This window comes from Bradyrhizobium sp. 27S5, assembly GCF_037217225.1.
Classification (GTDB): domain Bacteria; phylum Pseudomonadota; class Alphaproteobacteria; order Rhizobiales; family Xanthobacteraceae; genus Bradyrhizobium; species Bradyrhizobium septentrionale.
In genome coordinates this window covers 6,249,474-6,261,517 of record NZ_CP147714.1, presented here as the reverse complement: position 1 = coordinate 6,261,517, position 12,044 = coordinate 6,249,474, and the positions used below count along the sequence as shown (strand labels likewise).

The following is a 12,044-nucleotide window of genomic DNA, read 5'->3' as shown; positions in this document are numbered from 1 at the left end:
ATCATGATGATGCGTGTTGCCACCTTTGCACAGTCGGAACAGATGATCACCAGTGCGCTGCGGGTGCAGGCGGTGATGGCCAACGAGCAGGTGCAGGAGTCCTCCGGGCTGCAATCCGAGGATTTCGGCGGTTACGGCTCCGGCGCCGGGCGTGTCATCAATCTGCAGGTCTCGGTGACGCGCGCCCAGTCCTATATCGATGCCAGCAATCTCGCCGACAACAAGGTGCAGGCGATGTATTCGGCGGTCGGCTCGGTGACCGATATCATCACGCAGCTTCGGACCCAGCTCAGTGCTGCGACCACCGGCAGCAGCACGGCGACGGCGTCGGTGATCAACTATGCCCAGCAGGCGATATCGCAGATGCAGGGACTGCTGAACACGCAATATGACGGCGAATATGTCTTCAGCGGCGCCCGCACCGACACCGCCCCTGCGGATCTGTCGACCTTCGACACCGGCACCGGCTCGCTGACGACATCAGACACCAGCTACTACAAGGGTGACAGCGAGATCGCGTCGGTGCGCGTCTCCGACAGCCAGTCGATTTCCTACGGCGTCACCGCTGACAACCCGGCCTTTGAGCAGGTGATGCGGCTCTTGAAGTACGTCGGCAACAGCACGACACTGTCGTCGAGCGATATCTCGCAGGCGCTCGACCTTGCCAGCGATGCGCTGGATGCGACGTCAACGGTGCAGGCGAAGCTTTCGACAGCGGCGTCGCAGATCGAGACCGCCAGCACCAACCAGAGCGACTACCAGAATTTCGCAAAGACCCTGTCGACCAACCTCACCAGCGTCGACGTCGCTGCAGTGACGGCGCAGCTTTCGACCTATCAGGCGCAGCTGACCGCATCCTATTCGGCGATCGCCAAGATCCAGGGCCTGAACCTGGCGAGCTATCTGCGATAGCGGGCTACGGCCGGCATCAGCGGTTCAGGATCTTCAGCCAGACATCGCCGAGGATGATCGGTTCGCGTGGGGGAAGCCAGGTGAGGCCTGCGGCCTTGCCAAGCTCGGCGATCGTGCCCTTGCTTTGCATATCCTCAAGCACCTTGTTGACGGCATCCAGCAGTGCCTTGTCGGCTTCGAGCGCAACGTAGCCGCGGTTGGCGCCGATCGGATAATAGTAGCCCGAGGCCGTGATCCTGGTGTCGGGATGCTCGGCGCGGTAGGCGTCGAACCGGCGCAGGTCGAGCAACGTGGCGTCGAATTCGCCGCGCTCGAGCTCGCCCAGCAGGTCGCTGCGCCCCGGAACGAGGTGGGTGATGTCGTCGATCAGCTTGCCCTTGTCGAAGGTCATCAGGATGGCATCGCCGAGCGTGCCGCTTTCGATCGTGAGGCGAAGCCCGGCGAGATCGCCGATATCGGCGATCTTGCGGTCCTTGAGCTTGTCCTTGGCCTTGGGTCCGAGCACGACGGTCATCGGCGAGTAGATATAGGGCCGGCTCGGCACCAGCACGCCGATCGGGATCCGCCGGCGCCGATCCTCGCGGGTGGCGCCGTCGAAGTCCGGCAGCTTGGCCGTCGTGACGCCGGGCACCCTCAGCGAGTCCGTGGTGAGGGCGTAGCCGCCCACCAGCGAGCAGCGTCCGTCCGACAGCAGCGCGTTGGCTTCGAGCGCGGGACTCGAATCCTCGTCGAGCTTGCTCTCGAACCACTGGATCTTGAGCGGCCGTCCGAGCCGCTCGGCAATGGCCTGCGCGAGCGCCACGTCGAAGCCGGCATCCGGCTTGCCGCGATGATGCGCCGACAGCGGCGGCAGATCCTCGTCGAGACATACCTTGAGCGGGTCGCCGGCGGCATGCGCCGCCGCCGTCACGGCGAGCAGCAGAGCCGCCGCTGCGCCCGCAAGCAGAGTCCTCATGGCGTCCTCCGGCTCGACACGAAGGCCCAGACGTCGGCGATCTCCTGTTCGTTCAGGATGTCGATCCAGGGCGGCATCTTGCCGTTCTTGCCTTGCTTGACAGTCGTCACGAAGCGCGTCTTGTCGTCGGGGAAGGCGCGCAGGTCCGGCGTGATGGTGCCGGAGTTGACCATGTTGGGCCCATGGCAATGCGAGCAGTTCTTGGCGTAGGTGACCTTGCCCTGGTCGGCCTGACCGGAAAGATCGATTGCACTGGTTTGCTGTGCGGCAGCCGGGATCAGCATGATCAAGGCCGCCGCGACGGCGGCGAAGATCGCCGCCGTCAACAGGGTTACTCTTTCAGTCACGTGCGCTCCGCGCTCAGTTCTTGACCGCGAAGACCCACAGCGACCCGCCGGGCGGCACTTTCGCCAGCCGCTCGTCGCCGGAGAACAGTGCGTAGACGCCGCCATAGCCCGAGGTCACCGCGACATACTGCACGCCGTCCTGCTGCCAGGTGACGGGCTGCCCTTCGATGCCGGAGCCGGTCTGGAACTGCCAGAGCTTCTTGCCGGTGTCGGCGTCGAACGCCTCGAACTCGCCGGTCAGCTGACCGGAGAACACCACGCCGCCGGCGGTGGAGAGCACGCCGGAGAAGCGCGGAATGTCGCTCGGCGCTTCCCACTTGGCCTTGCCGGTCATCGGGTCGATCGCCTTGAGATGGCCGCGCGGTCCGGTGCCCCATTCCCAGGGATCGGTGAGGTCCATGCCGAGGTACCACTCGCCCTGCTTGAACGTCACCGGCTCGGCCTTGTACTTGCCGCCGAACGCCAGCGTGTTGGCGTAGGCGAGGCCGGTCTGCGGATTGTACGACATCGGCTCCCAGTTCTTGCCGCCGAGGATCGACGGATAGACGGTGACCTTCTTGCCGTCGCGCGCATCCTTGCTGACGTCGGTCTCGATCGGGCGTCCGGTCTTCATGTCGATGCCGGTGGCCCAATTGACCTTCACATAGGGATTGGCCGCGAGCAGCTTGCCGTTGGTGCGATCGAGCACGTAGAAGAAGCCGTTGCGGTTGGCATCCATCAGCACCTTGGTCGGCTTGCCCTCGACATTCATGTCGGCGAGCACCATTTCGGCCACCGAGTCATAGTCGAACGGATTGTTCGGCGAGAACTGGTAGTGCCACTTGATCTTGCCGGTCTTCGGGTCGAGCGCGAGCACCGAGCAGGTGTAGAGGTTGTCGCCCGGGCGCACCGCCGAATTGAACGGGCCGGGATTGCCGATGCCCCAATACACCGTGTTCAATTCGGCATCATAGGAGCCGGTGATCCAGGTCGATCCGCCGCCGAGCTTCCAGGTATCGCCCTTCCAGGTGTCGCCGCCGGGCTCGTCCGGCGTCGGGATCGAATAGGTACGCCAGAGCTTCTTGCCGGTCGCGGGATCCCAGCCGTCGATGAAGCCGCGGGTGCCGAATTCGGCGCCCGAGATGCCGGTGATGACAACGCCGTCGGCGACCAGCGGCGCCACCGTCATCGAGTAGCCTTCCTTGATGTCGGCGGCCTTCTCGCGCCACAGCTCCTTGCCGGTCTTGGCATCGAGCGCGATCACGTTGGCGTCGAGGGTGGTGCGGAACACCTTGCCGTCATAGAGTGCCGCGCCGCGATTGATGATGCCGCAGCAGACGATACGCGGCGTCTCGGCGGGATACTCGACCTTGGTCTTCCAGATCTGCTTGCCGGTCTTGGCGTCGATCGCGATCGTGGCGCTGTGGGTGGTGACGTAAAGGACGCCCTGGTAGACGAGCGGCTGCGATTCCTCGCTGCGGTCGTCGTTCAAACTGTAATTCCAGACCGGCACCAGATTCTTGACGGTGTCCTTGTTGATCTGGTTCAGCGGCGAGAAGCGCTGAAGATTGTAGCCCATTCCATAATTGAGAACGTTCGATGTATCAATCGCCCCCTTGACCAACTGTTCGTTGGTCTGCGCGCTTGCACCATACGATGCAAGAATCACGAGGCTTGCGGCCAGCGCAATGCGTCTCATCATATCTCCTCCCAATGAACCTTTTTGCTGCACGCCTATTCCCTGACGTTGCGGATGCAACCATCGGCCTGAAAGCAAAACGGGTCAATACGAAAACGTGAACGAACCCCAGCGAACGCCCCGGGGGCGGCCGAAGCGTCAGGTTTTCGCAGATGCGTCCGTAGCTTACCGCGGCGTGGAATACACAACACCACGCGTGGCCCGCGGTTATGTCGCAACGCGCACGGTTCGATCAGCTTGACGGCGAATGGGGACAGGCACTCGGGCGCGGCTTCGTGCCCCGCTTGTCCGGCGGCACATTGCAATTGTCGATGCGCTGCTCGTCGGTCCATTTGCGGCCGAGCCGCTCCTTGCCGGTGAGCGTGCGTTGCTGGACCGCCTCCGCGGATCGGGCAGGGGCTCTGGTCTGTGCCGACACCGGCGCGATCAGGCCAAGCACGACAAGGCAGCCCAACGCATTCCTGCAAATGCCGCTCATGGATGACCTCGTTCATTCTGGTGCTATGCGTCAGGACTCCAGAGATGACCGGTGGGGCAGTCTCGTTCCACCCGAAACCCGACGAGGGCTTACCGGCTGTGCAAACTGTACGGCGCGTCTCCAAAGCTGCTATGCTTTGTCTCGATTTGCAGCGCGCGCTTCGTCACGTCGCCGGAGCGGCACGCAAGGGAGACGAATGATGATTTCGCGCCGATCGCTTGCTTTGACTTTGGCCATGGCCGCCCTCGCGGGCCCCGCTTTGGCGGCATCCGGCCGCAGCAGCGTGCTCAAGATGCTTGATCCCGACAATGACGGGACGGTCGACCTCGCCGAAGCCAAGAAGGCGGCCGCCGACCTGTTCGCCAAGCTGGATCCTGACCATGACGGCACGCTCGACGTGCGCGAATTGCGCGGACGGCTGACCGCGAAAGAGCTGGCGATGGCTGATCCGGATCACGACGGCACGCTGACGCTCGACGAATATCTCGCGGTCGTCGAGCAGCGCTTCAAGGCCGCCGATCCCGATAATGACGGAACGCTGGATGCGAAAGAGTTGAAGTCGCGCGCCGGCCGGGCACTGCTGCGCCTGCTCAAATAGGCTTCCGGCAGCACCCTCCACGGGGCCGATTCCGGCCATTGAGCTGGAATCCGGCGCATAACAAAAAAAGTTGCGATTTCGCTCTTGGGCAAGACTCGGCCGCCGTGATCGGGTCTCCTTATCCGTGCGTCGCTGCCCGGCAGCCGGAAAATGCCTGACAGAACAGTGTCGGAATTTCCCAGCCGTTCCAAAGCCGGGCAGGCGTCAGCGAGCGTCGTCCGTGCCGGCATGTCCAGCAGCGAAGTCGGGTCCTTAACCCCCAGCTTGCGCCCTGGAAAAGCCAGCCCTAGCTTGCCGCGCGGCGCGAAGCTTGCGCCAGCTTATACTTGGGAGAAGGAAATGGCCTGGAAAACACCGAAGATCGTCGAAGTGCCGGTGGGCATGGAAATCAACATGTACGCCTGCGCAGCGCGCAAGTAACGCAAGTAATGTGAGACAGCCTGCCCGGCTGGTGCAGCTTGCTGCATCGGGCCGTGGCGGGCGTCTTTCGCGCAAAGTACTTTCGCGGCTCTGACGCAGTCGCTCGAACAGCTTCTCTCACATCCTTCCCACAGGACCCTTGAGATCGACATCGCCCGCGCGATTGGCGGGCCGCACGGCTTTGTCCTACAGTGCGGTTCAAGGTGGTGCTACGGGACGATGAATCTCGCAATCAAGATCGGGCGTTGGGTGGGCGTGGTGTGCGCGGCGGTTGCCGGCGTCGCCGCGGTGTTGCCGCTCGGCGCCTATGCCGAGGGTTTTGATACCGAGCACATCTTCGGCTTCATGATCGGCTCCGATGTGGGGGAGGTCGGCGAGCGCGAGTTTCAGACTCAGACCACCGGACGCTTCGCCAAGGACGGCGGCCGGTATCGCACGCTCAATCAGGAACTGGAGCTCGAGCTCGTTCCGGCGCCGAATTTTCGCGTCGAGCTCGGAACGTCGTTCTCGGCCTACGACATCAACGGCGTCCCCGGCTTTAACGATCGCCGCCAATTGTCGTGGCAGAGCGTCTCGGCCGATTTCCGCTATCGCTTTCTCGATCGCGAGACGGCGCCATTCGGTATGACCGTCGCGTTGGAGACACGTGCCGACCGCGTCGACGAAGTGACGGCCGCAGCCGTCCGCAGCTACGGCACCGAACTCACGCTGGCGTTCGACCGCGAAGTGATCCCGAACTTTGTGGTGGCGGCCTTGAACGTCAGCTATGAGCCGGAATGGACGCGGATGCCGCGCACCGGCACAGCAGAGCAGGATGCCACGGTCGGCGTCGCGTTCGGGCTGATGGCGAAGGTGAAGCCGGATATCCTGCTCGGCGGCGAAGTGCGCTATTTCCGGAAGTATGAGGGGATCGGGCTCGATGAATTGTTCGGGCAAGCGCTGTTCATCGGGCCGACCGCCTATTTCCAGATATCCGAGCGCTCACGCCTGACCGCGACCTGGAGCGTCCAAGCCTGGGGACAGCACGCCGGGAGCAGCGGCGCCCTCGATCTGGTCAATTTTGAGCGCCATCAGGCGCGGCTGGTGTACGGTCTCAACTTCTAGGTTCCCACGTCCTCTCACGGGGCTGTGAAACTCTGTCTTGGCTGATTACGTATTCCGTCGTGTTATCTACTTCATGAGCACGCTTAGGGATCGCGCATGAACCCGATTGATCTGATCGTCACTGTATGTGCCGTGCTGTCGCCCGCCACCTGCGAGGAGCAGCATCTGGTGTTCAACTGGAGCGGCTCGCTGCAGCAATGCGCCATGGCCGCGCCGCCTTACATCGCGCAATGGGTCGGTGAGCATCCGAAATGGACCGCGGTGCGATGGCGCTGTGAATATCCGCACAGCAATGACCGCGCCGGCACCGGTGGCGAGCCCCCGGCGGGCTAGGCGCTCTACTTGTTGCAGTCCTTCAGGTCCTTGTCGGAAACCGAAAACACGGCGTCGGCCCTGATCTCGATGTCGCGGACGAAGCATTGCTTGGCACCGCTGTAGCCGACCTTGGCGTCGAAGCGGCCGGGCTCGACGCCGGTGATGCGCAGCCGCTCGTCGTGGTCGACTTCCTTGTCCTTGTCATTGAGCGTCTGGTTGGGACCCCACTCGTTCTTGCCCGCCGGCGACAGCTCGAAGCTCGAAATCGTGGCGCTGGTCAGATTCCACAGCCGGATGCCCTTGCCCTTGCTTTGGGCCAGCACCGCGCCCGGCAGCACAAGCAACGCAACCCCAGCAGCAATCAACGCGCGCGACATCCAATTTCTCCCTTACGCTTTGTCCAAGGATGACGGCGTCTCACATATTTGCAAGGTCCAACTGTGAGAGCTGCCGCTTGATTTCTCCGATCTGGGCATCATCGCGCGACGCGCGCGGTGCGGCGATGGTCTCGACGTGAAGGATACGCGCCGGCCGCGGCGACAGGAAGAACAGGCGGTCGCCGAGGCGGACTGCATCGTCGAGATCGTGGGTGACCAGGAGCGTCATCATCTTCCGGCTTGCCACCAGAGTCGCGATCTGATCGCGCAGCCGCCCCGCGAGTGCATTGTCGAGCGAGGCCAGCGGCTCATCGAGGATCAGGAAATCCGGCTCGATGGCGAAGGCGCGGGCGAGCGCGACGCGGCGGGCGAGGCCGAGCGACAACTCGCCGGGGAAATGGTTGCGGTGCACGGTCAGTTCGAGCACCTCGAACAGCGTCGAGAGTGTGCTGTCGTCGACGTGAGGTGCGGCCAGCCGCACATTCTCCTCGACGGTGCGCCAGGGCAGCAGCCGCGGCTCCTGGAACACCATGCCGAGGCGCATGCCGGGCGAGCGCGCGACGTGGCCCTGGTAGTTGCCGTCGAGCCCGGCGAGGATCCTGAGCAGGGTGCTCTTGCCGCAGCCCGACGGGCCGAACAGCACGCCAACCTCGCCGGCGTTCAACGTGAAGGTGACGTTGTCGAGCACGTCGTGCCGTTTCCCGGCCGCGCTCGCAAAACTCTTGCCTGTGATATTGACCTCAAGCTGCACGGACCCGCCACCGCGTTAGCCTGGTTTCAAACGGCTGCACCAGCAGAGTCTCGATGACGAGAACGACACCAGCAAAGCTCAGCGAGTAGGCGAGCAGCAAGGGGATATCGAACAGCTGGAAGGCGACGCCGATCTCGAAGCCGACGCCGTTCGGCCGGCCCAGATATTCGGCGACCAGAACGATCTTCCACACCAGCGAGAGTCCCGAGCGCGCCGCGGCCGCAATGTAGGGTGCAAGCTGCGGCAGGATCACATGTCGGAAGGCGCGGCCGCGCGGCAAGGCAAACGCCGTTGCCATCTCGTCGAGCGCGGGATCGAGCGCGCGGGCGCCCTCACGTAGCGTGACGACGGCGGTCGGCAGCTTGTTGATGGCGATCGCCACGATCGCGGCGACTTCGGTCAGCCCGGCCCAGATATAGGCAAGTACGATGACGACGAGTGCCGGCAAATTGAGCAGCAGGATCAGCCAGGGGTCGCCAAGGCGGTTGGCCAGCGAGACGCGGCCCATCAGGTAACCGATCGCCGAGCCGAGCGCCATCGCGAGCGTGAAGGCCAGCGCGACGCGCGCCAGCGTTGCACCGAGATTGACGAACAGCGCCCCCGATCGGGCTTCGGCGACGAGCACGGACAGCACCGCCGGCGGTGCCGGCAGCTTCGCATCGCCGATCAGCAGCGAGGCGATCCACCAGGTCGCGATGAATAGCGCGAAGGACAGGAGACGCAGCACCGCTAGTCTCCCGGGATCGCTTGATAGAATGTGCCGGGATCGAGCTCGGTTGCCGTGCCGACCAGATCGCGGCCGCCGAGCTGCGCCAGCACCCGGTAGAGTACGCGCGCATCCGCTTCTTCGTCCGCGATCGAACGACGCGGGATGCCTTCGCGGTAGCGGTCGCGATAGGCATGCAGGGTTGCGGCATCCTGCGCACCGGTGAGCGGCGCGATCGCATCCCATTCGGCGTCCGAGGTTGCCAGGATCTGCTTCGCTGCGCGCGTCACGGCGATGAAACGAGCCACCAGATCCCTGTTGGCGTTGGCCCAGGCTTCGTCGAACACGTAGCCGATCATTGCGATGCGGCCCTTGCTGCCGAGCTTTTGCAGGATTTCTTCCATGCCGGCGAGACGGCGGAAGCCCTTGGCTTCAAGCGCGGCGCAGAAATTCCAGTAGTTGAGCGTCGCGTCCATCTCGCCGTCGAGCGTCTTGGCCGTAAGCAGCGGCGGCGCGCCATAGACGATGGTCGACTGCGACTTCAAGTCGACGCCGTCCTGCTTCATCGCGGCCTGCAGCAGCAGCCAGTTCTTGTCGATCGCGCCGCCGGCGACGGCAAGCTTGCGTCCCTTGAGGTCCGCGAGCGTCTTGAGTGGCGAGGCGGCGGGGACCATCACGGCCCCAAGCGCGCTCGAATAGGGATAGAACTGCAGCTTGGCGCCGAGCGAACGCTCCCGCGACACCCAGGGCCAGTCGGACACCATCACGTCGGCCGAGCCGGCGCGCAGCGCGATCTTGCCGGCCTCGGGGCTGGCGAGCTCGGTGACGTCGATCGACAGATTCGCCTTCTTGTCGAGGCCATGGGAGCGAATGACGGCCAGTTCCCAGGCCAGCGTTCCGGTCTTCTGCGCTGCAATGCGGATGGTCTCCGCGTTGCACGAGGTGCCGAACTGCATGACCGCCAGGACCGCCGCAGCCAACACCATGCGAACAGAGATGATCATCGTTTCTTGTGCCACTTCCCCGAATGTTTTCTTTTCTGATCAACATCCATAGCATAGCTTGCGCGAAGAGAAGAGGAAGCAGGACCATGGCAGGAGCTGGCATGCTACGACCGATTGTCGCCGTCTGGGTGCTCGCCGGGACGGCCATCAGCGTGCGGGCCCAGGAGGTCAACGACTATCCGACCTCGGCGCGGGCGGAATATGTGTTCGGCTGCATGAAGGCCAATGGCGAAAGCCGGCAGTCGATCGAGCAATGTTCCTGCTCGATCGACGTCGTCGCATCGATCATCCCCTATGATCGCTACATCACCGCCGAGACCGTGCTGAGCATGTCGCAGGTGCGCGGCAATCTGGGCGGCCAGTTCCGCTCGTCCGAGCAGGCCGCGAACGCCCTCAATGACCTCAGGCGCGCCCAGGCCGAGGCCGAAGTCAGGTGCTTCTAACGTCTATAGTGAGATCGACGGTGCCTCAGGTCCCGGGATTCTCGACCTTCCATTCGTGCTCGAAGACGTGCCCGTCGGTGTCCTTGGCTTCGGCACGGAAGAGTTTTGCGCCGTTCGAGACGTAGGTGAAGCGGATATTGGGATCCTCGGAAATCGAGATTCCTCCCTCCATCGCCAGCACCGGACTGTCGTCCTGCCAGATGTGCAGCTCGTTGACGAAGAAGGCCGGGATATAGAGCTGCGTGACCTGGTCCATCTGCAGGCCCGAATTGTTCGGATGCCCGATCATGATCTGGGCTTCCCGCGTGCTGGTCGCCGGACCCTGTTCGGACTTCGTGAACTGGCGGTAACGCATCTGGCCGAGGCGGTTTTTCGCCTCCTCGACGTTCTTGCCGGCCGGCGCCGAGCAGCCGCCGGATGCCTTGACATAGACCTTGCTGACATAGAGCTTGCCGTCGCTGAGCTCGGCGACGGCGTGCACATTGGTGTAGTTGTTGACGCGGACGCGGGTCGAGATCTCGGTGACGTTGGCGCTCGGCCCCAGCGTGAACTTCGCGGCCATCGGCGCCGGGTTCTCGTCGATGACAAGCGTGATCGCGACGACGCGGCGGCTGTCGCTGGGCGGCAGCTTGGTACGCAGCGTCACCGGAACGATCGCGGCATCCTCCGCGCGCGCCGGCATCTCGATGCCGACGACGTCGCTGCCGTCGTTCATCGGGCGGTTGCTGAAGATGTCCTGGACGAGGCCTGGCCAGGGATCATAGGCCTCGGCGGCGGGCGCAGCCGATGTGCCCAGCGTGATCGTGAGCAGGCTGGCGATGCAAAGCAGGCGGACGCGATGTCGAGGCATGTTCGCGATATCCTATGCGAGCTGCGTCATTATAGGACCAACAGCTACTCCCATTCAATTTCCGAGAATGCTGCAGTTGCGTTGCGGGCGTTGTAATCGTCGAACAATTGCCAGCGCGGCCGCTCGGCTTCCCCCGCATGCTCGGCAGCTGCCGTGATCGGCTTGCCGCTCGCGAGAAGCGCACGCACGTCTGTGGCCAGCGTGCCCAGATAACGCCGCTGGTCGGCGAGCGCTGCAGGCCATGCGCTCACGGGGCCGTGACCGGGAACCACGCGCTCGGCGGCAATCGCCGGGAGGTCGTCAAGCGCACGCAGCCAGCCCTTGAGGCTGCCGTCGACCACGGGAATATGGATGAGAAACACCATATCGCCGGCGAACAGGGTTTGGGTTTGTTCGTCGAGCACGGTGAGGTCGTTGTCGCTGTGCGCCGGCGGCCACGCCTTCAGCGTCAGGCTGCGTCCGCCGAGGTCGAGCTTCAGCGTGTCCTCGACCAGCACGGTCGGGGGAATGATCCTGACTTCGTCGATCAACGCGTCGCCCATCGTGCGCCGAAAGCCGTCGAGATAGAATTGCCCGCGCGTCGCCAGCGCGCGGGGCAGGGTCTTGTGGCCGACGAAGCTGGTCCCGTCGCCCACGAAGGCCGCGTTGCCGAAGCTGTGATCGGGATGCGCATGGGTGTTGATCACGTAGCGGATCGGCTTGTCGGTGTGGCTGCGGACCGCGGCGAGCAATTGCCGCCCTTCGCGGACACTGCCGCCGGTGTCGATGACGGCGACGGCGCTGTCGCCGACCACGAATCCCACATTGGCGATGGCGCCTTCGTTCTCGCGCGTCATCAACGCAATGACCCCAGTGTGAACGAATATTCCGGGGGCGACTTCGCTCACAGGCAATTCCGCCTCTTGCGCCCACGCTATGGTCGGCGCCCAAAGCATCAGGAGCAGCGCAAGCACCGAACCGCCATGAGCCATGTTTCAGCCTCAGTTTCTCCGGGACGCGCGATCAATGTCGTCGCGCGCCAGTTTGCGCTGCAACAAGCAACGCGGCGCTGTCGCGATCATTATCCCTGTTGCACGTCATGGTACGCCCTGCAATTGCTGGATGAC

Annotated in this window: 16 protein-coding genes; 6 read left to right on the top strand and 10 right to left on the bottom strand. The window is 63.8% G+C overall.

Annotated elements, in window-relative coordinates; all coding sequences use genetic code 11:
• Window positions 1-3 precede the first annotated feature (3 nt).
• Window positions 4-912, top strand: coding sequence for a flagellin (locus WDM24_RS29680; RefSeq protein WP_338828294.1), 909 nt, complete (start codon window positions 4-6; stop codon window positions 910-912).
• 16 nt (window positions 913-928) lie between these two features.
• Here the strand turns inward: WDM24_RS29680 and WDM24_RS29675 are convergent, their stop codons facing one another.
• The 4 genes from WDM24_RS29675 to WDM24_RS29660 all read right to left on the bottom strand — a co-directional run bounded on the left by WDM24_RS29675 (window position 929) and on the right by WDM24_RS29660 (window position 4,370).
• Window positions 929-1,867 (bottom strand): transporter substrate-binding domain-containing protein, encoded by a 939-nt coding sequence (locus WDM24_RS29675; RefSeq protein WP_338828293.1) that lies wholly within the window; start codon window positions 1,865-1,867, stop codon window positions 929-931.
• Window positions 1,864-2,151 (bottom strand): cytochrome c, encoded by a 288-nt coding sequence (locus WDM24_RS29670; RefSeq protein WP_338832467.1) that lies wholly within the window; start codon window positions 2,149-2,151, stop codon window positions 1,864-1,866. Before WDM24_RS29670 ends, WDM24_RS29675 begins: the two co-directional genes overlap by 4 nt.
• Before the next feature lie 76 nt (window positions 2,152-2,227).
• Window positions 2,228-3,892: a methanol/ethanol family PQQ-dependent dehydrogenase gene (locus WDM24_RS29665; RefSeq protein WP_338828292.1), complete on the bottom strand. Its 1,665-nt coding sequence runs from the start codon at window positions 3,890-3,892 to the stop codon at window positions 2,228-2,230.
• Between the two features lie 232 nt (window positions 3,893-4,124).
• Entirely contained in the window at window positions 4,125-4,370 is a 246-nt protein-coding gene (locus WDM24_RS29660) for a hypothetical protein (RefSeq protein WP_224741772.1), read from the bottom strand.
• 199 nt (window positions 4,371-4,569) lie between these two features.
• On the opposite strand from WDM24_RS29660, the gene WDM24_RS29655 reads away from it, so the two are divergent.
• The 4 genes from WDM24_RS29655 to WDM24_RS29640 all read left to right on the top strand — a co-directional run bounded on the left by WDM24_RS29655 (window position 4,570) and on the right by WDM24_RS29640 (window position 6,825).
• Window positions 4,570-4,968, top strand: a complete 399-nt coding sequence (locus WDM24_RS29655) for a calcium-binding protein (RefSeq protein WP_338828291.1) — start codon at window positions 4,570-4,572, stop codon at window positions 4,966-4,968.
• A 339-nt stretch (window positions 4,969-5,307) separates the two neighbouring features.
• Complete coding sequence (gene pqqA, locus WDM24_RS29650; RefSeq protein ID WP_009031067.1) at window positions 5,308-5,388, top strand: pyrroloquinoline quinone precursor peptide PqqA; 81 nt, start codon at window positions 5,308-5,310, stop codon at window positions 5,386-5,388.
• 219 nt (window positions 5,389-5,607) lie between these two features.
• Window positions 5,608-6,492: a hypothetical protein gene (locus WDM24_RS29645; RefSeq protein ID WP_338828290.1), complete on the top strand. Its 885-nt coding sequence runs from the start codon at window positions 5,608-5,610 to the stop codon at window positions 6,490-6,492.
• Between the two features lie 96 nt (window positions 6,493-6,588).
• Window positions 6,589-6,825 carry a hypothetical protein gene (locus WDM24_RS29640; RefSeq protein ID WP_166305357.1) on the top strand — a complete coding sequence of 79 codons (237 nt, stop codon included), beginning with the start codon at window positions 6,589-6,591 and terminating at the stop codon, window positions 6,823-6,825.
• A gap of 5 nt (window positions 6,826-6,830) precedes the next feature.
• Here the strand turns inward: WDM24_RS29640 and WDM24_RS29635 are convergent, their stop codons facing one another.
• The 4 genes from WDM24_RS29635 to WDM24_RS29620 are packed head-to-tail and all read right to left on the bottom strand — an operon-like array spanning window position 6,831 to window position 9,627.
• A complete protein-coding gene (locus WDM24_RS29635) occupies window positions 6,831-7,184 on the bottom strand; it encodes a hypothetical protein (RefSeq protein ID WP_338691085.1) in 354 nt (117 codons plus the stop codon).
• Window positions 7,185-7,224: 40 nt separating this feature from the next.
• Window positions 7,225-7,935 (bottom strand): ABC transporter ATP-binding protein, encoded by a 711-nt coding sequence (locus WDM24_RS29630; RefSeq protein WP_338828289.1) that lies wholly within the window; start codon window positions 7,933-7,935, stop codon window positions 7,225-7,227.
• On the bottom strand, window positions 7,925-8,662 hold the full coding sequence (locus WDM24_RS29625; RefSeq protein ID WP_338828288.1) for an ABC transporter permease: 738 nt from the start codon (window positions 8,660-8,662) through the stop codon (window positions 7,925-7,927). Before WDM24_RS29625 ends, WDM24_RS29630 begins: the two co-directional genes overlap by 11 nt.
• A gap of 2 nt (window positions 8,663-8,664) precedes the next feature.
• The gene (locus WDM24_RS29620; protein WP_338832466.1) at window positions 8,665-9,627 is read right to left on the bottom strand and encodes an ABC transporter substrate-binding protein; all 963 of its coding nucleotides are present in this window, start codon (window positions 9,625-9,627) and stop codon (window positions 8,665-8,667) included.
• 119 nt (window positions 9,628-9,746) lie between these two features.
• Between WDM24_RS29620 and WDM24_RS29615 the strand changes: the two genes are divergently transcribed.
• A complete protein-coding gene (locus WDM24_RS29615; protein WP_414645635.1) occupies window positions 9,747-10,088 on the top strand; it encodes a hypothetical protein in 342 nt (113 codons plus the stop codon).
• Window positions 10,089-10,113: 25 nt separating this feature from the next.
• On the opposite strand, the gene WDM24_RS29610 is transcribed toward WDM24_RS29615, so the two are convergent.
• Entirely contained in the window at window positions 10,114-10,938 is an 825-nt protein-coding gene (locus tag WDM24_RS29610) for a quinoprotein dehydrogenase-associated SoxYZ-like carrier (protein ID WP_338828287.1), read from the bottom strand.
• Between the two features lie 44 nt (window positions 10,939-10,982).
• Window positions 10,983-11,909 (bottom strand): quinoprotein relay system zinc metallohydrolase 2, encoded by a 927-nt coding sequence (locus WDM24_RS29605; RefSeq protein ID WP_338828286.1) that lies wholly within the window; start codon window positions 11,907-11,909, stop codon window positions 10,983-10,985.
• Window positions 11,910-12,044 lie beyond the last annotated feature (135 nt).

Bases quoted from the DNA above. Each gene is read 5' to 3' on its own strand.
- WDM24_RS29680 (WP_338828294.1), top strand. From the start codon at position 4: ATGATGATGCGTGTTGCCACCTTTGCACAGTCGGAACAGATGATCACC.
- WDM24_RS29675 (WP_338828293.1), bottom strand. From the start codon at position 1,867: ATGAGGACTCTGCTTGCGGGCGCAGCGGCGGCTCTGCTGCTCGCCGTG.
- WDM24_RS29670 (WP_338832467.1), bottom strand. From the start codon at position 2,151: ATGCTGATCCCGGCTGCCGCACAGCAAACCAGTGCAATCGATCTTTCC.
- WDM24_RS29665 (WP_338828292.1), bottom strand. From the start codon at position 3,892: ATGAGACGCATTGCGCTGGCCGCAAGCCTCGTGATTCTTGCATCGTAT.
- WDM24_RS29660 (WP_224741772.1), bottom strand. From the start codon at position 4,370: ATGAGCGGCATTTGCAGGAATGCGTTGGGCTGCCTTGTCGTGCTTGGC.
- WDM24_RS29655 (WP_338828291.1), top strand. From the start codon at position 4,570: ATGATTTCGCGCCGATCGCTTGCTTTGACTTTGGCCATGGCCGCCCTC.
- pqqA (WP_009031067.1), top strand. From the start codon at position 5,308: ATGGCCTGGAAAACACCGAAGATCGTCGAAGTGCCGGTGGGCATGGAA.
- WDM24_RS29645 (WP_338828290.1), top strand. From the start codon at position 5,608: ATGAATCTCGCAATCAAGATCGGGCGTTGGGTGGGCGTGGTGTGCGCG.
- WDM24_RS29640 (WP_166305357.1), top strand. From the start codon at position 6,589: ATGAACCCGATTGATCTGATCGTCACTGTATGTGCCGTGCTGTCGCCC.
- WDM24_RS29635 (WP_338691085.1), bottom strand. From the start codon at position 7,184: ATGTCGCGCGCGTTGATTGCTGCTGGGGTTGCGTTGCTTGTGCTGCCG.
- WDM24_RS29620 (WP_338832466.1), bottom strand. From the start codon at position 9,627: ATGGTGTTGGCTGCGGCGGTCCTGGCGGTCATGCAGTTCGGCACCTCG.
- WDM24_RS29615 (WP_414645635.1), top strand. From the start codon at position 9,747: ATGCTACGACCGATTGTCGCCGTCTGGGTGCTCGCCGGGACGGCCATC.
- WDM24_RS29610 (WP_338828287.1), bottom strand. From the start codon at position 10,938: ATGCCTCGACATCGCGTCCGCCTGCTTTGCATCGCCAGCCTGCTCACG.
- WDM24_RS29605 (WP_338828286.1), bottom strand. From the start codon at position 11,909: ATGGCTCATGGCGGTTCGGTGCTTGCGCTGCTCCTGATGCTTTGGGCG.